The sequence below is a fragment of the Leptospira wolbachii serovar Codice str. CDC genome, assembly GCF_000332515.2.
GTDB lineage: Bacteria > Spirochaetota > Leptospiria > Leptospirales > Leptospiraceae > Leptospira_A > Leptospira_A wolbachii.
The window spans coordinates 347,054-371,411 of sequence record NZ_AOGZ02000008.1 but is presented as its reverse complement, the minus strand read 5'-3'; the positions used below and the strand labels follow the sequence as shown (position 1 = coordinate 371,411).

Sequence of the window (24,358 nt, the reverse complement as noted above, 5' to 3'; positions counted from 1 at the left end):
TGTTTTTCCATAAAATTTCCTTGTAAAGCAAAGAAGAAGGGAACTAAAAGGAGTATATGGCAGGGGTAAAAAGGGAGACATTTTACGGAATCCTGGGGGTAACGAAGGAATCCACATCGGAAACAATCGAAGCCATTTATTTGAAGGAATTAGAGTTTTGGGAACGTTTGGAAGGTGCTGGTATCTCAGAGGCGAAGGACAAAATTCTAGAACTAACCCGTGCCTACTTAACTCTGAGTGATCCCAAAAAGAGAAAGGAATACGACCGCCAACTAGACTTCGAATTTGTCTTATTGGATGGAAAGGCAAAAGATCCAGAGATCGAAGAGGCCTATGACATTTATCGATTAAGCCACCAGAAAACCTACCAAGAAATCCTAAGTGATTTTACACAGTTCCGCGAGGAGATGGGAGATACCCTCTGGATTCTTAAAAAAACAACAATTTATATGGTTCTGAATCTACTTTTGTATTCGGGATTTGTCCTCCTACATTCTCTTTGGAATGAAAATATAGAAAAGGATCATGTCTGGTTTGAAATGGTTTCTGGATGGGGGTCTGGAATTTTTCTTCTCCTTAGTGCTATTGGTTATGTTTTTTTTCGCTTCCGCTTTCTAAAAAAAGAATTAAAAAAACGGAAGGAAAAAAGGAACTAACGAATTTCCTTGGGAAATAGAATCGGTAAAAGATTCGGGAAACAGGCACCACTTAAGTGCAGAGAGTCCACAAAATCTTTACAAACCCACCTTGGATCACTATTAGGATCTACTACCGTGAATTTTGAATTAGGAACTTGCGAAGCATGGGCAACAGCTTTTCTTATTTCCCCATTGAATCCTTCGAGAAGCCCGTCTGTACTCATTCGTCTACGTAACGCATCGGATACTGCAGGGAAATAGATGATCACGGGAATTCCTGTTCCTTTCAGTAAATCTAACATTTTTTTGAAGAAATAGATTTGTGTCGGTGCGAGTTTTGTTCCCCGAAGGTATTGGTTGTACATGGCTTCTGCATCTCTTTCTAAAAAGACATCCATATTCGCAAATTTAATTTCATTCGGAAGCGCACCAAATTTGACTCGGTTTACTAATTTGATTTTATCAATGTAGTTTCGTTTGTGGTCTTTCCCTGTAATTCCAACAGACATTCCTGGGAAGAAACCAACTTCAATTTCTTTATTATTGGCTTTGATCGCAGTGGGATCCAGTGGGTATTTGTACAAAGCAAATAATTTTTTTAAGAAATACACCTCAACTTCATCCATAGAGAAACCTTTAGCTTCCGCAAGCCATGGATTTTTAGTTTTCATCCGGTAGAAGTCAATTTGTTTCAAAACATATTCATTATCGTAGGATCCGTTTAATGAATATTCGATTGCCGATTGGGAAAACAAAAGTGGATCTACCTCAATGAGTACATATCTAAGTGGAAGTTTAGCCTGAATACTTCTTTCAAGCCAATACGCCTGAAAACTGGGTGGTCCAAAAGGAGCTGCAAAATTAAACGAGTTTGTATTTGGAAAAAAGGATTCTAACATTTTAGAATCAAATTCACCTGAACGAGAACTCCCCAAAATCAAACCAATTTGTTTGGATGGGTTTTTCCGTCTCTCTTCAAGCATCACCTCGAAAAGATCTTCTTTTAATTCATAAAATTTTCTTTCAATTTTCTTCCAACTGTATGTGTTCTCAACAACAACTGGCAAAAAAAAGATTTTGTCTAAAAGGAAAAGACTAAAAGCCAAAAGAATAGGATAGAATACTACAGGAAATTTAAGTTTAAAATTCATATTAAAATTGGAAATATATAAATTCCGTTCCTCCCGGAGCAAGATAACCTAACAAAATGGTAATCACTAACGAAAACAGTAAAAGAAACCCAAGTGAAGTTTTTGTAGACCAGTTTTCTCTTGGAAAACTCGGTTTTGTTTGTAAATAGTTAAGAATAAATGTAAGGATTAAAGTATAAACAATAAGTTCCAATTTATTCGTTCTTATTCCGGCCCCTCCGGTAAATGCTTTTGCCAACATGACTAACGAGTTATGAACTGTCGGTCCATTGAAAAAAGCGATGGTAAATGTAAAAAACCCGAAGGCATAGACAATACCGAAAAACTTTTTCCACTTGGATGTTTTGACTGTTCTATCGGGTTTTCGAATCAGCTCAAATTTTCTTTCAATACTCAGCATCAACCCGTGAAGAAATCCCCAGATGATAAAAGTAAAATTAGCACCATGCCAAAAACCTGCCAAAGTAAAGGTTACAACTAGATTAATATAACCACGGTATTCGGAAACTCTTGATCCACCTAACGGAAAGTAAATGTAATCCTTAATCCAAGTGGCAAGTGTCATGTGCCAACGAGTCCAAAGTTCTCTAACCGAAGCGGATAGAAATGGGGCATGAAAATTTTCAGGAAGATTGATACCAAGTAACTTTCCTAATCCGCGGGCAAGATCAGTATAACCGCTAAAATCGCAGTATACTCTTGCCGAATATCCAAACATGGCAATAAAATTGGTAAACCCATCATATTGCTCTGGATTTTGAAAAATTGGTTCGATGATCGGAGATAAGTTATCGGCCAGAACCACCTTCTTAAAAAGACCCAGAAAAACTAAGTAATATCCTTCAAAGAGTTGCTCCTTCTTTGCATTCCAAACTTCCAATTGATAGAAGAATTCTCCGTGACGGACAATGGGACCTGCAACCAACTGCGGGAAAAAAAAGATAAATAGTGCAAACTGTAAAAAGTTCGGATTTTCTTCTGCATTACCTCGTTTGATATCAATGGTATAAGCCACCATCTGAAACGTATAAAAACTAATGGCAAGGGGAAGAGTAATCGAATCAGCCCCAAATTGCGAATGTAAAAAACTTTGGATGGATTCCGGTGCAAACCAAATACTACCCGTTAATTGGAAGATTGTGTCCCATAAAAAGTAAAAATATTTAAAGAGAAAAAGATTTCCAAAATTTACGAAAAGAGAAACCGGATACCAAAAGCTGGATCTATTTTTTAGGATTTGTTTATTGAAAAGATGATTCAATAAAACAATACTTAGAAAATGGAAAGCAAAAGGAATGGACCAAGCCGCATAAAATCCAAACGACGCCAAAAACAAAAAACCCAATCGGTATTTGCCGCGAAACACCCAGTGCAAACAATATACGACAAGGAAAAAACAAAGAAAACTAAGGGATGTAAATTTCATTCTAAGATTTCACCAATATACGAAGTCATGTATCGCCATCAACCTGAATCACAAGGCCTTTTAGGTATTCTCCTTCCGGATGGAAGACAGAATAACCATGGTCTGGACTTTGAGTAAGATGGTGTAAAATTCTAACTCTTTTTTTGGCATCCTTTGCGGCCCCGAAAACAATTTTTTTAAACAGATCAAAAGAAATATGTTGGGAACAAGAGAAGGTAAAGATCAAACCACCTGTCGTAATTTTGGACATGGCCCTCATATTTATGTCTTTATACCCGCGACTTGCTTGATTTACCATAGCAATACTCTTAGTAAAAGCGGGTGGGTCCAAAATAATGAGATCATAGAAATTGGCCTCCATACTTTTTAGATAATCAAAACTATCCAAAACCAAACTTTTGTGCCGACTGGATTCGTTTTCCGTTTCCAGTCCATTCAAAACCAAGTTTCTCTCACAAAGTTCTATTGCTTGTTTGGAAATATCTAAACTATGGACTTGTTTTGCGCCAGCTAATAATGCATAAACGGAAAATGCTCCTGAATAAGCAAATGTATTTAAGACAGTTCGACCCAAGGCATAACGAGAAACTAAAGCACGGTTATCTCTTTGGTCTAGGAAAAATCCTGTTTTTTGTCCTTTGGTGATATCAGCAATGAATCGAATTCCATGTTCGAAAAATACAGGCTCAGATTCATTGCCTTTATGAAAGATTGGGTCTCCCGCTGATTTGTCTTCAAACTTCTCTACCCTTTCCAAAATGGTAACAAAACCTTTCTTAGACAAAAATGAAACTAACCAGTCCCGTAAACTTAAGGCACCAGGTGTTTTCAATTGCATAACAGCTGTTTTGTCATAGCAGTCGACTACAATTCCAGGGACACCGTCACCCTCAGAATGGAAGAGACGAAATCCAGTTGTTTCTTTTGGTAATAGTGTTTGTTTTGATTCATAAATGGAATCCCACTTAGAAGTCCAATAGGTTTCCTGCGAACCATCTTCTCCTTCAGCAAAAGAGAACAAACGAATTCGGATTTGACTTTTGGAATCATAATGTCCCCAGGCCAGAAATTCACCGGACGATGATTCCACTCGGACAACACTTCCAGAAGTCACTCCAGTTTCCCCTGAAGCAATCGCTCCAGAAAAGATCCAAGGATGAAAATTTAATACAGCTTTTTCTTTATTCTTTTTTAATCGAATGACCATTTTGCATCCATTTGGAAATATAACAGAGTTATGAACGTTAGAGTTCGTTTATATATGATAAAACCGGTACTCATTCTCCTTGTCTTTTCTTTTTCCCTTCTCCATTCACAAAGCTTACCAGATTCCGCTACAGAAACAGATAAGAAGACTCTGGTCTCACTTGATACGAACAAATTAGATCCCAAATCCTTTTGGTATATGACAGAGTTGGATCTGAGTGAATCGGAAATCCAATCGATGACCGAGTCACAATTTGTTAAGATTCCATGGAAACGAATTGCAGTTCCCGGGAACTTATATTCAAACACTAAAGATTATGGTGCAAAAAAAACGATTTTACTTGCCAAGTGGATTCAGTTTTCAGAGGATCCATCCACTCAATACAGCCTACGGCTTGGGATCATCAACGATCGAGACAAAACCTACCTAAATGGATATTGGATTGGAAATACTGGACAATGGGACTCAAAGGAACCTCAAGCCTATGACAAATTAAGAATTTATAATATACCTTCCAATGCGATTCGGTATGGAAAAAAAAACTTACTTCTTGTAAAAATCCAACCATATTTTGAAAATTCAGGAGGGATCGAGCAAGATGAAACAATTCTTGGGCCTTCGGACAAAATCTTTGCGAGATTCTACAAAGATGAATTTATTAAGTTACTTTTCCTTACCATCTATGCTACGGTTGGTGGATATTTTCTCTTTCTTTACATTCGCAGAAGAAAAGACAGAGAGAATCTTTTTTTCGCACTATTTTCCTTCTCTTTTGTAATTTATAATTTTCTAAGAAACCAACTTAAATACGAATTCGGATTTCCTTTTTTAGAAATGAAAAAATTGGAATACATGGTGATTTTACTCCTGATACCATTTATGTACCATTTTCTTAGAACTTTGTTTGAAGAACGTTATAGTATTTGGGGGAAAATTCTCGATGGACTACAATTGGGATTTTTTCTTTTTTTTGCTTTTACTAGTGATATTGAGACCTTCAGTTTTTTACTAACAAATTTTGTTCAACCTACTTGGATCGTGTATGTAGTTTTGATCTTTGTAATTTTATTTAGAAACTTAAAGAAAAAGGAAAGAAGAGCTTTTTATATAACTATCGGACTCACCATTGTACTAATCGCTGCAGTCATAGACACCGCAACCAATCGCAACTATTGGGTATTTCCAAGAATCATGGGTTATACCTTTCTTGTTTTCAATATCTCACTGGCAATAATCCTTGCAAATTCATTTGTTAAACTGAACGAAGAAGTGGAAGATCTAAACAAAAACTTAGAGAAAAAAGTAGAAGATAGAACAGATGCCTTAAACGAATCTTTAAACCAGTTACAAATTCTAAAAGAGAAACAAGACGGAGATTATTTTTTAACTTCCCTGCTCATCCAACCATTAGCTCGCATTGAAAACAAAATTCCGGAAATCAAAATTGAAACCTACGTTAACCAAAAGAAAAAATTTCAATTCCGAGGAAAGGACGGAGAGATTGGTGGAGATATCTGCATTGTGGGAACAGTTCACTTAGAATCAGGTGATTATACGGTCTTCGCTAATGGTGATGCTATGGGTAAGTCAATCCAAGGAGCTGGCGGTGCCCTTGTGCTTGGAGTGGTCTTTCAGGCAGTTCTCTCCAGAGCCAAATCTAGTTATACAAAATCAAGACCTCCAGAGCTCTGGCTAAAAGATCTCTACGTAGAACTTCAATCCGTATTTGTCAGTTTCGATGGCTCCATGTTATCCAGTGTCGTACTTGGTATGGTTTCCAAAGATGGATTTGTTTATTATATAAATGCGGAACACCCTTGGAGTATTCTCTATAGAGATGGAGTGGCATCCTTCATTGAAACAGAACTCTCCATGCGTAAACTAGGATTTCCCAAAAACGATCACTACTTCCAGATTAAAACTTTTTCACTAGAAGCAGGAGATACCTTACTAATCGGTTCCGATGGAAGGGATGACATCGTCCTTCCTTCTGAAAATAATTCTCTTCGTTCTATCAATGAAGATGAAACTTTAATTTTACGCTTTGCGGAACGTTCTGAAGCAAATTTAAATCGTTTAGTTCAAGAAATTGAAACTAGTGGAGAAATTACAGATGATCTTTCTTTCTTAAAAATCGAATACATTCCAAGTAAAACAAGGTTAACATTCCCTGAAGTAGTTAGAACCCAATATTTGGAAATCAAAACTAAATCAAAACAAGGTAACTATACAGAAGCCTTAGATAAGTTACTACCTCTCATCGAAAACTATTCTCACCCATCATTCTTTGCTTTAGCAGGAAAGTTGCAATTCCAATTGAAGAACTGGAAGGAAGCCATTAAAAATTTAAAACTTGCATCAAAAGAAAACCCAAATCGGGAAGATTACCTTTATATGACTGCCAAAGCTTTATTTAAGAATGGACAAACTCAAGAAGCGGTGATTTGGTGTGAACGGTTATTTTTGAGGAACAAACTCTACAAGCAAAATACAAAATTGCTTATGTATCTGCTTGATAGAACGAATAACGTAGATAAAAAAGAATTCTATTTAGAATTTTTTAACCACGAACAAAGTATAGTATGACAAGGGAACCGAGGAGAATACGGTAGATTCCAAAAGACAAAAAACTCCTACGGCGAATAAAAGCCATAAACAATCGAATGATAAAATAACAAATCACAAACGATACAATACTTCCAAAAAGAAGTAAACCAATGGTTTCTGAATTCAAAATTGCCCGGTGTTTATACAGTTTATAAATACCAGCTAATGTTAAAACAGGGATCGCTAAAAAAAAGGAAAACTCCGCAGAATCTTTTTTCGAGACTCCCATAATCCTTGCTGTAATGATCGTAGCTGCAGAACGAGATACACCCGGAATCAAAGCAAAACATTGAAAAAATCCAACAAGGATTGATTCTTTCATTCCAATCACCCTGCCTTCACTTTCATCATAATGTTTCATTTCAACAAAAACCATTACAAGACCACCAACAAACCAGGAAAGCCCGAGGATGAGAAGAAGGTCAGCTCGCATTTTGATTTGGTCTAAACTATTTTTAAAAACAAATCCTAAGATGATAATAGGTAGGATACCAACAATCAAATTGCGATAGAAGTCAAACCCAGTTTTGTCCGTCGATTTTTTAACTAAATACAAAGTAGCAGCTTTCGTATGTTTCCATAAGAGCTGAAAGTATAATACAACGACGGAAAGAATCGCACCTGTTTGGATAAAGATATCAAATAAATCCTCAAAGGATTCATGGTCTATTTTTAAGTTTCCAAAAGGGAAAAAGTAGCTGAAGAGGAAAAGATGTCCCGTCGAAGAAACCGGAAGGAATTCCGTGGCAGCTTCGATGATGCCACGGAGAAACGCATTTAAAGTATTATCCATTCCGACTTATTTTTGTTGGTTGGCTGGTTCTTCCACTTTTTTCTTTGGCGCAAGGTATGCATCCAAGTCAAATTTATCGTTACGTTTTATCGTTACTTCTTCTTTAATTCTTTCGACGACTAAAGGAAGTTGTTCTCTAGTTTGCAATTGTTTGATTTGCGCTTTTGCAAAAGTAAGGCATTTATCAATTGTTAGGTTTGCAATATTTCGATCCAATCCACGAAGCCTTTCACATTCCGCTTTTGCTTGTTCATCAGTGATTTGGATTTTTTTCTCCACTTGTTCAGAAACATACATTTGCGCAATGGTTTGCATCTCTACTTGTTTGATCACTTCAGCAACGTCTGGACGAGAAATGTAACCGTTTTTCTCCGCTACTAAGCGAGTCATAATCATCTGACGGTAAGTTTGGTAGAAATTTTTCTTTTGGAGTTGGTAGTTCAGATCTTGGAAGTTTTGCGGAACTTCATTGATATCTTTTTCGATGAACTCAAGAAGAGTCTTTTTTTCGATATTTTGTAATCGGCTGATGGAATCAAGAGCCGTATCGTAAGCTGCTTCAAAGTCTTTTACGGTAATTTTATGGTTATCCAAAGTTTCGATGACCGGAGAAGAGTCCGAACACTGAACGAGGAAAAGGGATGCCAAAAAAACAAACAAAGGAAGGATTTTAGTCATATTATTTTAGTGCCTGAAAGGATTTGTGATGATGGTTTCGTGAATTCCCGCAATGTCTATCTTTTTTTAAGCAATAGAGATTGATTCTATTGCCTAAAAATTAAGCGGCCAAAAATTCCAGAAGAGAAAGCAATTTCTTAATTTTTTGCAAATCCTCTCTTTCCGGAATCGTATAACGTAATACAGATGGCTCTTGTGGGGAAATCAGTAGTCCCTTAAATTTGGCCATAGCTTGGATCACTCGGTCAGGGTTTCCACGGAAATAGGTACCGCATTTAAAGAGGATTTCCTCTGGTTTTTCGGTAACAAATTCGAATCCCAAATTGGAAGCAAGGGTGCGGATTTTTTCTAATTCCACAAAGGTCTTTGCAATTTGCGGTAATTCGCCAAACCTGTCTTCCATCTCCAAGGAAAGTTCCTCAATTTCATCCAAATTTGCAGAACCTTCAAATCGTTTGTAAAATTCTATTTTCTGTTTTGTATCAGGAATATAATCGTCTGGTAGATAGAAGTTGGTTTTTAAATTCACAGCCGTACGAACTTCGACACGCACCTCTTCCCCTTTGATACGAGAGATTGCCTCTTCTAACATCTTCACGTAAAGATCAAACCCAACTTCCATAATATCGCCAGATTGTTCTTTTCCGAGGAGATTTCCGGCTCCCCGAATCTCTAAATCTCGCATAGCAACCTTAAATCCAGAACCTAACTCTTGGTATTCGAAGATTGTATTTAATCTTTTTTCGGCAAGTTCCGTCATTAGTTTCTTGGAAGGATAAAACATATAAGCATAAGCTTTTCTGTCCGAACGGCCCACTCGACCTCGAATTTGGTACAATTGCGAAAGCCCAAACATATCAGCTCGTTTGACAATGAGAGTATTGACATTGGGCATATCAATTCCCGATTCGATGATTGTGGTTGTGACTAAAATATCATATTTGCGTTCATAAAAATCAACGAGGGTTTCTTCAATTTCATCTTCGGTGAGTTGACCATGAAGGATTCCTACAGAAATTTCAGGAACTAACGAACGGATGTAAGCGGCTTCTTCTTCAATCGACTCTACTCGGTTGTAGAGATAAAAAACCTGTCCTCCTCGTTCGATTTCCTTTCGTATTGCTTCTTGGATGAGAGTATCGTCTTCTTCTAAAACATAGGTCTCAACACTCTGTCTATTTTTTGGTGCCGTTGAGATAATGGAAAGTTCACGAATTCCGGTCAGTGCCATGTGTAAAGTTCGAGGAATTGGTGTGGCTGTAAGAGTCAAAACATCCACAAGGGTTTTAAACTTCTTAATGGCTTCTTTATGAGTCACACCAAACTTTTGTTCTTCGTCAATAATCAGTAGTCCCAGGTTTTTTGGTTTTACCTTGGAAGATAGAATGGCATGGGTTCCAATAAGCATATCAATTTTTCCTTCGGAAAAATTCTTTAGATCCTCTTTGATTTCAGCAGGAGTTCGGAACCTTGAGACAAAGGCAATTTTGATTGGATAGTTTTCATACCTTGTTTTGAATGTATTAAAATGTTGTAGAGACAGGATGGTTGTGGGCGTCAGAAGCATCACTTGTTTTCCCGCCATTATCACCTTGAAGGCAGCGCGAATGGCGACTTCCGTTTTTCCATACCCTACGTCCCCACAAACCAAACGATCCATCGGTCTAATGGATTCTAAATCTTGTTTTACGGCTTCTATGGCAGAAATTTGGTCAGGGGTTTCCTCAAATTCAAATGCTGCTTCAAATTCTTCCTGCCAAATGGTATCGGGAGGAAAAGCAAATCCATTTAGTTTCAGACGATTGGAATAGAGTAACACTAGTTCTTCGGCAAGTTTGTCTACCGATTCTTGAACCCGATCCTTGGCTTTTTTCCAAGAATTCTTTCCTAAGGTATCCAGTTTTGGAGAATCGGTTCCTCCAATGTATTTCTGAACCAAAGAAATTTGGTCAAGAGGAACAAATAAACTATCCCCACCAGCATATTCTAATTTTAAAAAATCCCTTTCTTTTCCATCGGCCTTGGTTCTTTCGATTTTAACAAAACGTCCCACACCATGATTGACATGGACAACATAATCGCCTTCTTTCAAATCAATGAAAGATTCAATCATTTGAGAGGCTTGTTTTTTATACCGAGTCTTTCGTTTGTATTGACGACCGAATAAATCATTGTCAGTGAAAATATAAACATGATCTTCAAGGATATGGAATCCGCGTTTGAGATCTGAGATCACTAAATGAATTCCCGGCTTAACTTTGTTTAACGGGAGAGGAGTCGGATCTTCCGAATCAGAATGAATAGTTTCGAGCTCTCCTTCCGAGAAAAGACCTTTGAGTCGCATCATTTGTGCCGAAAATGAGGAGGTAATAAAGATTTTATTCTTTGGATCCTCGCTGAGTAGTTCTAAAAAATGTTCTTTGGCTTCTCGAATTTTTCCCCGAAACCCGCGAACCTCAGTTATAGGTTCATAAGAGAAATTTCTTTGGTTGTCTGGCAAAAGAGAAAAACGAATTCCTGCAGTCTCTTCCGAAGTGAGGGTTTCCCATTCTTCCCCAAAAGAAAGAAGTTCCTCTGGTTTTAGACACAAAGATTCTTCTTTTTTCTTCTCGAAAAGTGTATTGTACTCCCTCTCCATTCCGAAAGACCGTTCCTTCGTATCATAAAACCTTGGGAAAATGAGAATGGGTCTTTTGGCAAAAAACTTTAGGAAACCTTCATGTTTCCGCACCAAAGGTAGGTGTTCTTCAATGATTTCCAATTCGGAATCAATAGGAAGGCGCTTTTCTTTATGAGTTTCAAGTTCTTCCTGATACTTAGTCTTTTCTTCCCGACTTACAACTGTTTCGTTGGCAGCCGTTATGATGATTTCCTGAATTTTAGCTATAGATTTCTGAGTATTCGGATCAAAGGTTCGAATTTCATCAACGGTATCTCCAAAAAAATCAATCCGAACTGGATTTGCCAAATAAGGTGTGTAAATATCTAAAATTCCACCCTTTAAACTAAAGTGACCAAATTGTTCACAAACCTCTTCTCTATGGTATCCTAAATTGACTAATTCAGAGAGTAACTTATCCAATGGAAAATCTTTTCCTAACTTTAAGGTAATTGATTTTCCTTTTAAACTTTCTTTTACAGGAAGCTTACGCAATAATGCAGAAACTGAAGTTACCACCAAACAACGATTTCCCGATAATATTCGATTGATCGTGAGGATTCGATCCCTCTTCCATTCCATCTGCCATTTAGTATATTCGTAAGGAATGTTTTCTGGCCCCGGAAAATAAAAAATCTCATCTTGAGGAAGAAAACTGAGAAGTTCACGAGAAAAACTTTCGGCATCTTGGTTCGTTGGAAGGACTACAAGAAATGCAGAATCTGCACTCAGTGTCTCATACAAAGAACCTGTAGCATAGGAATGGGCCGACTCAGGAATTCCACTTAAATTAACTAAGGATGATTTTGAATCAGCGAATACTTGTTTGGGACTAAATTTACGATCTTCGATTTCTTTTGACATGAATGTTTAATTCGGAATTTGGATGATTTGATTGTCAATGAGGCGAACTTCGCCAACAAATACAGCAATAGCCAGTAAAACCTCAGCTTCTAATTTTTCTTTGGGTTGAAGTATGATAGGATCTACAACTTCTAAGTAATCGATACGCACGGAAGATCCCGTAAGGAGAAAATCTCTTAGGATTTCTTTCCAGAGGTTAAGATCCCGTTCTCCCGAAAGGATTGTTTTTTTGGCAAGAGCAAACATCCGAGGAATAAGACTTGCTGTTTCCCTCTCTTTTTCCGATAAACGGACATTACGCGAGCTCATCGCAAGTCCATCCTCTTCCCTACGTGTGGGAACTCCGATCACTTCTAAAGGAAAATTTAAATTTTCCACCATTGCAGAAATGACGCGAAACTGTTGGTAGTCTTTCAAACCAAAAAAAGCTTTGTTCGGTTCTATTAAATGAAAGAGTTTAGAAACAATCTGTAAAACCCCTTCAAAATGACCGGGCCTTGTTCTCCCACAAAGATGTTTTTGCAATTCAGGAATGCTTAGTAGAATGGGAGTTTTTGTTTCCGGATACATGGTTTTTACCTCAGGTAAAAAAACCAAATCCACAGCTTTAGATTCGCATAACAGTAGATCATCGTCTGTCTTCACCGGATACTGTTCAAAGTCTTTGGGATCATTGAACTGAGTTGGATTGACAAAGATCGAAACGATCGTTTTATCAGTTTCTTTTTTCGACGTTTCCACGAGATCAAGATGGCCTGCATGCAAACTTCCCATAGTAGGACAAAATCCAATTGAGTAACTGGCCTTTTTCCATTCTCCAATTTGGCTTTTTAGATCCGATATCTTTGAAACAACCTTCATGGAGATTCCTCAGTACGCACTTTCACACTAGTTCCATGTTCCTCATCTAAACCTTCCAATTCGGACATCAACTTTACAAATGGATAAAGTTTTTCTAGAGATTCCTTAGTAACCTCTTGGAAGGTCACTCTTTTTAAGAATGTGTCCACACCTAAGGAGGAATAGATCCGACTGCCTCTGGCTGTGGGAAGGATATGATTGGTTCCGCTGATATAGTCCCCCATAGCAACTGGTGAATAAGGACCAAGGAATACACTTCCTGCGTGTAGAATCTTCGAAAACACAGCTTCATTGTCCTTTGTTTGGATTTCTAAATGTTCCGGAGCCAGTTCATTCGAAAACCAAATACAATCCTCTAAGCATGGAAAAACCAAAATGGCAGAATTTTTATAGATGGAATGTTGTTTCATTTCCAAACGTTTGGGGCGTTCCAAAAATGCTTTTTCCAATTCTTCACTAACTTGTTTTGCAAAACTTTCTTCTGTAGTGAGTAGAATCGCTGAGGAATCTTCCCCATGTTCTGCTTGCGATAACATATCACAGGCGACCCATTTGGGATTCGCGGAGGAATCTGCAATGATAGTTACTTCGCTCGGACCCGCCGGACTATCGATTCCAATCAAACCCTTACCAGCTAAGTAAGATTTGGCGGCAGCTACATAAGCATTTCCAGGCCCAACAATAAATTCTGATTTAGGGATAGATTCGGTTCCGTAGGCACAAGCGGCTATCCCTTGCGCCCCTCCCACGGTAACGATGCGGTTGACTCCAAGGATTTGACAGAGCCAAATCAGAATTTCAGGCAATCCCTCTTTTTGAGGTGGTGTGACGAGTTGGATATTTTCTACTCCAGCAATCATTGCCGGAATGACTCCCATAAGGACACTCGAAGGATACAAAGCCTTTCCACCAGGAGCATAAACAGAAAGCGATGGAATGGCTGTATATTTAACACCTAACCTGTTTCCATCAATGGTTTTAGACCAGGATTCTCTTTTCTGAGCTTTATGGAACTCTTCGATATTGGCCTTTGCCCGAAGGAAGGCTTCTTTAATTTTTGGATCTAGATTGGTTTGGATAGAACGAGGATCGAGTGTAACCGAACTTAGTTTGATGCCATCAAATTTTTCTGTGTATTCGACAAGAGCCTGATCTCCTCTCGTACGGACAGCTTCCAAAATAGGAAGGATTTTTTCCGTCGCAGAGCTAAGGTCTTCTTTGGCATCCAATAGAAAACGATCCAATTGATTCCGTGAATTTCTGTCACAGCGTAGGATAGGAATCGGCATAAAATCAGCTTGGAGGGAAGTCCTTCCCTAAACAAGCTTTTTGTCAGAAACGGGAAGAGAATTCGATTTGGTAACGAGACCCATATTCATACGCAAATTTTGATTGGTTCCAACCTGCATCTGTTGTGACTGTTGCTTGTATACGTTTGGTCGCCTCTCCTAAAGGAAATCCTGGTTCGTAGTTAGCCACATTTCTTTTGGCAGAAAAATATGAATCCACAATATTATAGAGTAAAAATGCACCTAATATTCCCGCACCTGCCTGGATCACACCTAACTCAGTTTTTGCGGTATTAAATTTTGCTTCGGCATTGGTTCTATTGACTAACCAAAAAACTTGCGCATCTGGTTGGTCCACAAGTAAGGCTCCGAGAAGAACTGCTGATTGGTAGTCGGATCTTGCACTTAAAAATTTGTTATATGAATTGGCATAAACCGCAACCGCAGAGACTGCAACCAATGGGAAAACGTATACTTTCCAATTTTTTCCGTCAATGTATTTCTGCCCCCAACCCGGTAGCAGTGTAGACCGCCAAAGGGTAGACCAATAGGGAGTTTCATAGTAGTCTTCTGGAACTTCCTTCCGAATGATACGTTCTTGCCTAGCCGCAAACCTAGCTGCCTTTTCTTTTGAATCGGACAAAACCACTCTTTGTTTTGCTGTAAGAACTTTATTCCTTGGATTTTCTAATACCAAATCATAAATTCCAGTATCTGTGTCTGCATCTACAGCAAAGGTTGCTTTGGCTACGGAATCAGATTCTATAACGACTTTCTTAGCCAGAATTCTTTTTCCCCCAATCACCAGATATACCTTCATGGGATAAATAAAATCTTTACCTTCGAGTAAAAATACTTTTTCCTTTTCTTCCTTGGACACAGAATAAATGGAATCCTTTGTAAGCGTTGGAACCCTAGATACAACAACTTCAAATTTTACCCAATCAGAATAACTACCCACCTTCCCTAATTTATTTACTACAGCTACCCGATGTTCATAAATTCCAGAAGTGTAATTTACTAAATCATAACTTGTACCATTCACTTTTTCAGAGAAAACCAGATACCCACTAGAATTTTTTATTTCTAAAACATAACCAGTAGCACCTTCCACTTCCATCCAACGCAATTGGTATTGGGTGACTTCTTCCCCATTTGTTTGTCCAACAAGGGATGTTACAAAACTAAAAGAAACGAGAATAAATAACAGGACCTTATTCCACATAGATTTTTCCTGGAGTTAGGATTTTTGGAACCTTAAGTTCAGGTACAGAGATGAAAAAATCTTGTTTGTTATAAGCAGATTCCTTTTCTGTTCCATCGGATTGTTTGTATAAGGCAGCAACTTCCCACCTGTATCTACCCACATTCAACTTTTGGATTTCGCTAAACTGTAGTTTGGTGGAATTGGTTCGTTCATTTAGAATTTGTTTTTCTCGGATTCCAGAAATATCAATGACTAGGATTCGATAGCCAGAGGCTTTTTCTACCGATTTCCAAGAGAATAGGATTGAACTCTTAGTAAACAAATCAATAGTTTCATTACGTATTGGATTTAGCAAACTCGGCGGTTCTCGATTGGTAATCGTTTGGAAGTTACGAACGGCACTAAAATCACTATCATCCTCTGCAGGCCGAACTCGCCAATAAAAACGACCTAAATCTTTAGATTTGAATTCAAAATAATTTCCAGATACCGTTTCTTTCGTTAGGAGAGGTTTGAAGTCGGATTCTCTGGCAATTTCCAATTCATAATTAGACTTACCAGTCAACTTTCTCCATTTAAGAACAACAGTCGAACGTTCATCCACTTCCACCTCAGCTCCGTTTGCGGGTGCAATCAACTCCATTTCTTCTTTGGCTATGACAGTAAATGAATTTGGTTTTGATTCGAGAGAAATTCCATTCGAACTGATTCCCTTCACTCTCCAGTAGTAAACTCCCATACCAAAACCTGTGGTGAGTTTTAAAAAATTGTTCTTGGTGGATTCTGTTTTTAGTTTGGAACGAAAGTTAGAATCAGAGCTAAGTTCCCATTCGTATCCACTAAAATCTTTATCATCTTTCCAAGAAAAGAAAAGCTGTGATTTGGTTTGTTCTTCTGCGAAGGTTTTCCCACGTGCGGGTTCTAATAATTCGGGAGGAGCTATATTCGTTTTTTTAGTGACCTGAAAACTAACAGCAACAGAAGTTTTTTCCGCAATTCCAGGGAGATTGGATTTAGCTTGAATTCTTGCAAAGTAACTTCCTTCTTTTAAGGAATCAAATGCTAAAGATTGGTTTTGGGTTTGTTTGGAGATCACTCCATCTGAAAAATTGGAATCCCTTGCAATTTGTACAGTATAAGAAGAATAAAGATCTAATGGATTCCACACAAAGCGAACCACGGGTGCGTCTTGTGTGAAAGTAAACACTTCCCCAGCTTTCGGGCTCATAATCCGAAGACCTGGATCACTTAAAATTCGGAATTGATAAACTTCCGTTGTTTGTTTGGATTTGGAACTCGGACCCTCATAGGATACACGCCAATAGTAGGAACCTGCTCCCAATTTTTTAGAAAGGTTAGCCGATGTTAGTTTTTCTTTAAAAAGTGATTTGGAAAAATCGGGTAATAAAGAAACTTCTATCGAAGCATTGGTCAGCTTCGCAGACTCTTGTTTCCAACCAGAGATCGAAAATTGGATTCGTTCTGTCCCCGATTCAGATAGGATATTCTTTCTGTCTTCAGGTGCCACCAATCGATAAACAGGTTTACCTACCTTCACTCCCGATTCGGTTACATTTGCGATTTGGTCTTTGGCAATGGTTTCTTCCTTCCCATTGGACGTAAGTTTTGCTTCACCTTGGTCTACTTTGATATTTAACTCTGATTTGGTTTTATCTAGTTTTACATCACCATTTGCCACTTGAACGGTTTTGTCACCAGCAGTTATATTCATCTTTATATCACCAGATACAGTTCCTTCTCTGGCGGCCTCAAAAGATCCATAAGCAAAATTGATATTGATGTTCTTGTCAGAAATGTCCAAAAGGATCATTGAATTTTCTGAAATATTGATTTTCGTACCATCATTTAACGTAAGTATGGCGTCCGACAAACCCTCGGTGCGAATAGTATCCCTATTTTTCACTTCTGTTTTAGATTCTATCAAATCCCAAACAACTGCATCATTGTATTTTCGAAGTACAATTTTATTTTTGAAAGTAATGACTCCAATGGTTGGGCCAGAAGCATCATTAAAACGATAGTTTAAGTTTCTATGGAGAAGAAATGAGAATACAAGAATGAGCAGTAAAAGTGCTGAAACTACAAATCTTGTATCGTTTAACCATCTCATAGAATTTATTTATGTGTCCTAGTGAACACTCCATCCCAATCAGAACCAGGAGGGTTTAGTTTGTATTCTTCACAGCGCTCAATAAGCATCCGGCTAGATTTGTCTTTACTTGCTTTTGTTTTTTCAGCCTCAGTAAATAATTTAATCGCAGATTCCCAATTTTGTCCTAAATAAGCTTTAAATCCAGATTCATAAATCTCTGCCGCCTCAATGGCATTTGGTGTAACCAAGGAACGGTAACCAATGAGTTCATGAATTTTGACAGGTTCATTTTTACCTTTCACCCGAACCAAATCCAAATACCGAGTCACCATCTCTCCTTGAATGGCATCACGAATAGGATCAGTGATAAGAATGTTCACACCATAATCTTTACCAGCAGCTTCGAGCCTTGCCGCAAGGTTTACCGTGTCTCCCATCATAGTGTAAGATGCCAAAGCATCAGTCCCCATAAAACCAACCTTAGCTGGTCCTGAGTTAAGTCCGATCCTTGCATCCATCACTTGCGCTTCTTTAGAATAGAGATTGTTTGCAGTCCAATACTCGCGTAATTCTGCAAGTTTCATTACCATGTCAACACTAGCGCGAGCAGCTTTTAGTTCATGGTCTAAGACGGGAACTGGTGCATTGAAGATTCCCACTATGGCATCTCCGATGTATTTGTCCAAAACACCTTCGTGTTTCTTTAGTAAAAGGGTCATTGCAGATAAATATTCGTTGAGAAGTGCGGCCAAGTCCGCCGATTTTAGCTGTTCGGAGATGGTAGAAAAACTTGCCACATCCGAGAAAAAAGCAGTGATATGAGTTTCCGATCCCCGTTTCAATGCAGCAAGATCCACCATAGCTTCTTGTACCACAACAGGATCAATCATACTTCCAAGGATGTTTTTTACCTTTTCCCTTTCTTCCAAACCCGCACCCATATCAATGAAGTATTTGGTCAAAAGTCCCACTTCATCCTGAGTTGTTGGTTTGATCCCAATCTTAAAATTTCCTTTGGCAATTTCTAAAGTTGCAGTTAATAGTTGTAAAACCGGCTTTGTAATCGTTTTCGAAAAGAAAAATACAAAGATAAGTGCGGAACAAAGTCCAATCCCCGCGATATATAGATTTGTTTTTTGACTTTTATAAACATCAGCAAAGGCTTTTTCTTCGGATACAATAGTGATCACTCCTGCATCCGCAAATCCAATCTTTTGAAAAGATCCCAAGTATGACCCACCTAATTCTTCATCCAAATAGCTCATTTGACCTGTATTCGGAGCACTGGTTAACATGGATTTGACGATTGGCATAGAAGCAAGATCTGTTGCCGCAAGGATTAAGTCTTCCTTCGGATGGGCAAGAGCTGTTCCATTTCCATTCACCATAAAAGTGGTTTCGATTCCTTTTTTAGAAAAGGCGCCTATGATTTTGTTTAGTTTAACAATCATCACAAGAGCATTGTCATTGTCCCCATTTTCCGAGGTTGGGATGGCGATGGCAAAGGACGGTTCTTGGAATCCAGGACTCGAGTTTAACAGTACAGCTTGCCCATTAAAAGCTTCTGCAAGTGCATCCCGATTTCGGTTAACCACTGCATGAAAATCTTCCTCGGTTACTGAACTTTTTTTTAACTCTTCTTCATTAAAAACTTCCCGCTTCATCACTAAGGTATTTTCTTTTCGTTCGAAAATCCCTAAGTAAATAAATTCTTTATCATTCTGAAAGAAGGTTTTAATCAAAAGTCTTCGTTCTGCTTCGGGAAGCCCTTGGGTAGTAAGTGTAATTGCGATTTGGCGGCCTTTTTCGACAACACCCAAAATATCTGATTTTACCTTGGAACCGATAATTTCAGCAATGCGGATGTTGTTATCTCGTAACTGAAGTTCTATTGACCTTTTAAAATAGAAAGAAGCAAAAAAGATAATAACGGAAACAGAAAGAATAAAAAGAAAACTAATCACCCCCATCATTTTCAGTTGAAGCGAAAATTTTGTATTCGATGATTCATCTAATGCATGTAATTCGGAAGATTCGGCGATCTCAGCTGGTTTTTGTTCGGAAACTATTTCTGGTTTTATCGTTCTTGGTTCGACAACATCTGATTCAGAAAAAGAAGATTCGATTAAATCATAAGGATGATTTGGAGATTCATCAGATGGAGAAATTTCTTCCCGTTCTTCGTAAGGTAATTGTGTATTCACTTCTTCAAAGTGAACACTCGCACCATTGGCAGAAACCAATGCTTCTTCTCTTTCTTTTTTTCTACCCGCCCTTCCCACAAATTCTAGAGGTGGATGGCTAAAGGAAGTTTTTTTAGATATGTGATGATTAGAAACAGTTGAATCCGCAACAGAACTTGTTTTTCCTGTTAGTCCAAATTTATGAGTGATGCGATCAGGGGAAATTTTATCGTCCCAAAGGTATTCTAAACGAGCAAAAACAGAACGGGCTTCCAGTTCCAGACCTTTAGGAATCAGAACATAAATAGTTTTACCTTCACCTAATCGCGATAACTCGGACGCCAAATACTTGTTTGTTGGAATATTGTGAATGGAAACAAAAGGAAACTCAAGACGGTTCGTTTCCGTAGGAATTCCCCAGAGTGGTGGCCCAAAACGGAACTCCAATTCACCGGCACGCCGAGTCTGGAAGAATATAGTAATCCCCTCGTTCCAATCCCAAGTTTCTAAACTGCCCGGGGATTCATCCCAGAGCAAAAACGAGAGTTTGGACGTTCGGAGGAACGGAATTTCTGCGGAAATTTCTATCATGCCTTTTTTAGTATCGACTTATTATGCCATACAATCGATCTCAATTCTAGATGAAAATCATCACGTTAAATTGCAACGGAATTCGTTCCAGTTTGAGCAAAGGTTTGCTCGATTTTATCTGTCAGGAAAATCCTGACATTATTTGTTTCCAAGAAACAAAGGCTCCTGCGACAGAAATTGACCGAAAAGAATTTCGAGATCTAGGATATGAAGTGCATAGTTGTTTAGCTCTCAAACCGGGATACAGTGGAACTGCGGTTCTTACCAAACTGAAACCTAAGTCTGTCGCTCTGGGACAGGGAGAGGGAATCTATTCCTCGGAAGGAAGATCCATTTTTCTAGAGTATAATGATTTTTATCTTTGGAATCTCTACTTTCCTTCTGGAACGAGTGGAGAAGAACGGCAAAAAGTAAAATACCAATTTTTAGATTCCTTTTTGGAACTAGCAAAACCCTATACTAAAAAGAAAAAACCTCTCATTGTTTGCGGGGACGTGAACATTGCCCATACAGAAATAGACATCCATAATGCGAAAGGAAACCAAAAGAGTTCTGGTTTCCTTCCCGAAGAGCGGGCCTGGGTTTCCAAATTTTTGGATTTGGGATTTACCGACTGCTTTCGGCTTTTGCAGCCGGAGATTCGAGATGAATATTCGTGGTGGACCTACCGCTTCCAAGCGCGGAAAAACAACAAGGGCTGGAGGATTGATTATTTTTTTATCACAAAATCTTCTAAATACAATATCGAATCGGTTCACATCGCCAAAGAACCCGTTCTATCAGACCATGCACCCGTTGTCATGAAAATCCAATTCACTTGACAAAGCCTTAGATTTAAGGGAGATTTCTTAAGATGAAATTGGCACTTCCCTTAATCCTTTCTCTGTTCACGCTCCAGTGTTCTGTTCTTGGTGTGATCCAAGATAAAATCCCTTTGCCTGCGTTTGAATTTGATTCTTTGTCGATAAAGAGTATCACTTTCTCAGACATCACACTGAATGTTGTAACTTCCGTGGAAAATCCTTATCCCGTTTCTATCCCTAGTTCCTTATTGGATATGGATATTAAAATTGAAGGATTAAAACTATCTCAAATCAAAACAGATCTAGGTGCCATTGAAGGGAAAAAAACAAAACAACTTCCTTTGGAAGTCAAACTAAAGTATACTGACCTACTCAATCTCTATAAAAAATTTCCAGACAAACCTTTGTTAGAAGTGAGTGCCGAGGGGAATATGAAAGTCCCCATACCGAAACAATGGCAACTTCTAGGAAAAGATTCTCTTACTTTCCCCTTTGTTAAAAAAAGAGAAATTCCTGCGATTCTCCCCAATGTAGAAATACAAAACTTCAAAATACTTATGCCAACAGAAGCGGATATCTTAAGTGCTTCCAATACGAATGCCCTTGCCGATACAGCCACTGGATTTCTAAAAGGACTTCTCGGAGGAACCAAACAACCTGCCACTTCAGCCGCCAAAGCTGGTCTTACCGGTTTAAACTTAGATTTGAATACCGAGTTTGATTTTGTTTTTTCCAACCAAGCGGCTTCTAATCTAAACCTAACAGGTCTTACCTATGATTTAAATTTGGCAGGGGAAAAATTCTTAAATGGAACACCGAAAGAAATTCAAAATTCTGGCAAAACTTCCACAGTCAAAGTAGCAACAAAGTTTCCTATCACTTCCATTAGTTCCTCTCTCTACAAAACCATCCAATCTCGTGCAGCGCAATTTGATTTAAAAGGGGATTCGGGGCTTAAAGTTCCTGCAGTTGCAGAAACCATCCCTTTCTTATATGAAAAACATGGAAACTTTAAGTGGTAATTTTTGTTAGCGGTTTTTAAAAAACGTAGGACGAAGAGAATGAACCCCAATTCGTCCTACCGGTTCTAAAGGGTTTATTTTTTCTTCTGTAACATCTGTTTGACTTCGTCTCTAGTTTTTCCTGGATAGAGGCGAATTTGGTAACTAATCAAAAACCTAGTAATGATGGGTGTTCCATCTTTACTAGAATGTTCGTAATTAAACCTAGAGGCATCATTTTGGATGATCTTTGCGATGTCGTTTATCCGTGGAACGCGGCGATCAAAGGCGATGGATTCTAATTTTCCGGTGATTGTATTGAGCCCAATGGTGATCATTCCATCATCCACAAAATTGAGTAGGTCAAATTTCTTCATTTCCTCTTTCGAAAGTTCGTCCCCACCTGCGTCCGGTTTTCTACGAATTTTATCCGTATGGCGGATTTGGCGAACTTGATAGGAATCGGAAGCAATATAAACACGAAAGATTTCTGTGGGAAGATCACTTTTCTTTTGGAAAAAAGGAATTTCTCCCGTATGATTTTGGACTTCTTCCCCTCTTTCGTTTAAAATGATTTCTCCTTCACCCCCAGGTGGCGGGAGCAAATCTTTTATAGGAAGAGTTGGCTCGGTGACTTCCTCCTTAGCATTTGTGCTCGTGTGAGGAGTTGATTGGCAATGGATCAGAAGAAAAAAGACGACAACCGATAAAAACAAATGCAAGAATTTCATTTCGACATCAGTATTTGGTGATTTCTCTTTAGTGGCAAGAATTTAAAATAGAAAGGGCAATCCCTAAATCAAATATTTTGCGAACACTGTGGCAAGTCCGAGGAAAAAGAAAAACCCACAAACATCTGTTGTTGCTGTTACAAAAATTGAAGAAGCGATCGCGGGATCCACTCGCATCGCTTTCAGTACAATAGGAACAAGTGAACCCGTGAGAGATGCAACGATCATATTTACAAACATAGCAGTTCCCACAACAAGTCCAAGTACGAGGTTTCCCTTCACAAAGAAAATCATACATCCTGTTACTGTTCCAAGTACAAGTCCGTTGATGACTCCAATTGTAAACTCTTTTCGAACAGCTTCCCACCAATTAGAAAAAGAAAGATCCCCTGTAGCAATATTTCGGATAACAACCGTTACTGACTGAGTGCCTGCATTCCCACCAAGTCCTGCCACTATCGGCATCAGAGTCGCAAGAACTACTATCTGAGAAATTGTATCTTCAAAAAAAGCCACCACTGTGGAGCTGACGAAAGCTGTAAGTAAATTGACATTCAGCCAAATGATCCTTCGTTTCACCGATTGTAATATAGGGGTAGATAATCTTTCGTCCTCTGATACCCCGGCCATAAGTAGGATATCTTCCGATGCTTCTTCTTCTACGATCTCTAAGACATCATCTACAGTGATGCGGCCAATGATCCGACCCAAATCATCGGTGACGGCGGCACTGACTAAATCATATTTTTTGAATGTATTGGCGACCTCTTCCTGATCGACATCATAATGAAAAGCAAATACAGAAAAGTTAGTAATCTTTGCTACTTTCGTATTAATGGGTGTAAGGAATAAATCTTTCAGAGGAATGAATCCTTCTAATACTCCGTCTTCATCAGTTACGTAAACTTGGTAGATATCCTCAATTTCTTTGGCTTTTTTTCGTACATTGATGATTCCTTTGCGAACATTGTCTGTAATGGAAACAGTTGCAAAGTCTTTGGACATAAGCCGTCCCGCTGAATACTCGCGAAAACCCAACTGGGAACGAATTTCAAAACTGTCGGCTTTACTTAAATTTGCTAAAACTAATTCTCGTTTGGCGCCAGGTAAATAAGAAAGAAGATAGGTAGTTTCATCTGTTTCAATATGATCCAGAGTGTTCGAAATCTCATCGACAGAAAGTTCCTCTAAAAAAGACTCTAAAGTCTCCTCTTCCATTTTGATAAGTGAATAGGCTTGGTCTTCTTTAGGAAGGAGGCGAAATAGGTATAACTCCTCTTCTCGTTCTAGGTCACGAAATAAGGTAACGATGTCGGCAGGGTGAGCCCCATCCAACATTTCTTTAAGTTGTTTGGAATCCTGAGTCTCAATGAGGTCTTTAATCTGACCGACAAACTCATCATAGGAATCGCTGTCTCTGTCGATTTTGATACGGAATTCGGACTCTTTCTTTCTTTCTTCTTCCATAAATCAGCGGATTTCCTGAATTTTCCAATTGACGGTTATGTCACGTAGACCATAGGCTATATCCTATGTCGGCACGAGTTCGAATTTTG

At 38.5% G+C, this 24,358-nt stretch carries 16 protein-coding genes and 1 pseudogene; 4 read left to right on the top strand and 13 right to left on the bottom strand.

Features of this window, described 5'->3' with window-relative positions; all coding sequences use genetic code 11:
• Positions 1–56: 56 nt before the first annotated feature.
• The gene (locus LEP1GSC195_RS03580; RefSeq protein WP_015680055.1) at positions 57–656 is read left to right on the top strand and encodes a J domain-containing protein; all 600 of its coding nucleotides are present in this window, start codon (positions 57–59) and stop codon (positions 654–656) included.
• Here the strand turns inward: LEP1GSC195_RS03580 and LEP1GSC195_RS03575 are convergent.
• The 3 genes from LEP1GSC195_RS03575 to LEP1GSC195_RS03565 are packed head-to-tail and all read right to left on the bottom strand — an operon-like array spanning position 653 to position 4,422.
• Positions 653–1,789 carry a DUF1574 domain-containing protein gene (locus tag LEP1GSC195_RS03575; RefSeq protein ID WP_015680033.1) on the bottom strand — a complete coding sequence of 379 codons (1,137 nt, stop codon included), beginning with the start codon at positions 1,787–1,789 and terminating at the stop codon, positions 653–655. The two genes, LEP1GSC195_RS03580 and LEP1GSC195_RS03575, sit on opposite strands and share 4 nt — an antisense overlap.
• 1 nt (position 1,790) lies before the next feature.
• Complete coding sequence (locus tag LEP1GSC195_RS03570) at positions 1,791–3,215, bottom strand: MBOAT family O-acyltransferase (RefSeq protein ID WP_015679844.1); 1,425 nt, start codon at positions 3,213–3,215, stop codon at positions 1,791–1,793.
• 25 nt (positions 3,216–3,240) lie between these two features.
• Positions 3,241–4,422, bottom strand: coding sequence for a class I SAM-dependent rRNA methyltransferase (locus LEP1GSC195_RS03565; protein WP_015679825.1), 1,182 nt, complete (start codon positions 4,420–4,422; stop codon positions 3,241–3,243).
• Between the two features lie 54 nt (positions 4,423–4,476).
• Here LEP1GSC195_RS03565 and LEP1GSC195_RS03560 point away from each other — a divergent pair, with 54 nt between their 5' ends.
• On the top strand, positions 4,477–7,008 hold the full coding sequence (locus tag LEP1GSC195_RS03560; RefSeq protein ID WP_015680013.1) for a SpoIIE family protein phosphatase: 2,532 nt from the start codon (positions 4,477–4,479) through the stop codon (positions 7,006–7,008).
• Here LEP1GSC195_RS03560 and LEP1GSC195_RS03555 read toward each other — a convergent pair.
• From LEP1GSC195_RS03555 to LEP1GSC195_RS03520, 8 genes and pseudogenes are all read right to left on the bottom strand, one after another.
• Positions 6,983–7,822, bottom strand: coding sequence for an undecaprenyl-diphosphate phosphatase (locus LEP1GSC195_RS03555; protein ID WP_015680115.1), 840 nt, complete (start codon positions 7,820–7,822; stop codon positions 6,983–6,985). The two genes, LEP1GSC195_RS03560 and LEP1GSC195_RS03555, sit on opposite strands and share 26 nt — an antisense overlap.
• A 6-nt stretch (positions 7,823–7,828) precedes the next feature.
• Positions 7,829–8,500 (bottom strand): lipoprotein LipL31, encoded by a 672-nt coding sequence (locus LEP1GSC195_RS03550; RefSeq protein ID WP_015680158.1) that lies wholly within the window; start codon positions 8,498–8,500, stop codon positions 7,829–7,831.
• A 100-nt stretch (positions 8,501–8,600) separates the two neighbouring features.
• Positions 8,601–12,002: pseudogene (gene mfd, locus LEP1GSC195_RS03545) on the bottom strand (transcription-repair coupling factor); the annotation flags it as partial.
• 27 nt (positions 12,003–12,029) lie between these two features.
• Complete coding sequence (panC, locus tag LEP1GSC195_RS03540) at positions 12,030–12,884, bottom strand: pantoate--beta-alanine ligase (RefSeq protein WP_015679976.1); 855 nt, start codon at positions 12,882–12,884, stop codon at positions 12,030–12,032.
• A complete protein-coding gene (gene hisD, locus LEP1GSC195_RS03535; protein WP_040506256.1) occupies positions 12,881–14,173 on the bottom strand; it encodes a histidinol dehydrogenase in 1,293 nt (430 codons plus the stop codon). The genes panC and hisD overlap by 4 nt, the downstream gene beginning before the upstream one ends.
• A gap of 43 nt (positions 14,174–14,216) precedes the next feature.
• Entirely contained in the window at positions 14,217–15,398 is a 1,182-nt protein-coding gene (locus LEP1GSC195_RS03530) for an LIC11435 family protein (protein WP_015679861.1), read from the bottom strand.
• Positions 15,388–17,511 (bottom strand): FecR domain-containing protein, encoded by a 2,124-nt coding sequence (locus LEP1GSC195_RS03525; protein ID WP_015679828.1) that lies wholly within the window; start codon positions 17,509–17,511, stop codon positions 15,388–15,390. Before LEP1GSC195_RS03525 ends, LEP1GSC195_RS03530 begins: the two co-directional genes overlap by 11 nt.
• 5 nt (positions 17,512–17,516) lie before the next feature.
• Positions 17,517–20,267: an adenylate/guanylate cyclase domain-containing protein gene (locus tag LEP1GSC195_RS03520; protein WP_015680076.1), complete on the bottom strand. Its 2,751-nt coding sequence runs from the start codon at positions 20,265–20,267 to the stop codon at positions 17,517–17,519.
• A gap of 50 nt (positions 20,268–20,317) precedes the next feature.
• On the opposite strand from LEP1GSC195_RS03520, the gene LEP1GSC195_RS03515 reads away from it, so the two are divergent.
• Together LEP1GSC195_RS03515 and LEP1GSC195_RS03510 are read left to right on the top strand one after the other, a co-directional pair.
• A complete protein-coding gene (locus tag LEP1GSC195_RS03515; protein ID WP_015680184.1) occupies positions 20,318–21,088 on the top strand; it encodes an exodeoxyribonuclease III in 771 nt (256 codons plus the stop codon).
• Between the two features lie 32 nt (positions 21,089–21,120).
• Entirely contained in the window at positions 21,121–22,092 is a 972-nt protein-coding gene (locus tag LEP1GSC195_RS03510) for an NDR1/HIN1-like protein (RefSeq protein WP_015679822.1), read from the top strand.
• Positions 22,093–22,166: 74 nt separating this feature from the next.
• Here the strand turns inward: LEP1GSC195_RS03510 and LEP1GSC195_RS03505 are convergent, their stop codons facing one another.
• Together LEP1GSC195_RS03505 and mgtE are read right to left on the bottom strand one after the other, a co-directional pair.
• Positions 22,167–22,802, bottom strand: a complete 636-nt coding sequence (locus LEP1GSC195_RS03505) for an LA_2219 family laminin/E-cadherin/plasminogen-binding protein (RefSeq protein WP_040506254.1) — start codon at positions 22,800–22,802, stop codon at positions 22,167–22,169.
• A 63-nt stretch (positions 22,803–22,865) separates the two neighbouring features.
• The gene (gene mgtE / locus LEP1GSC195_RS03500; protein WP_015680035.1) at positions 22,866–24,269 is read right to left on the bottom strand and encodes a magnesium transporter; all 1,404 of its coding nucleotides are present in this window, start codon (positions 24,267–24,269) and stop codon (positions 22,866–22,868) included.
• Positions 24,270–24,358 lie beyond the last annotated feature (89 nt).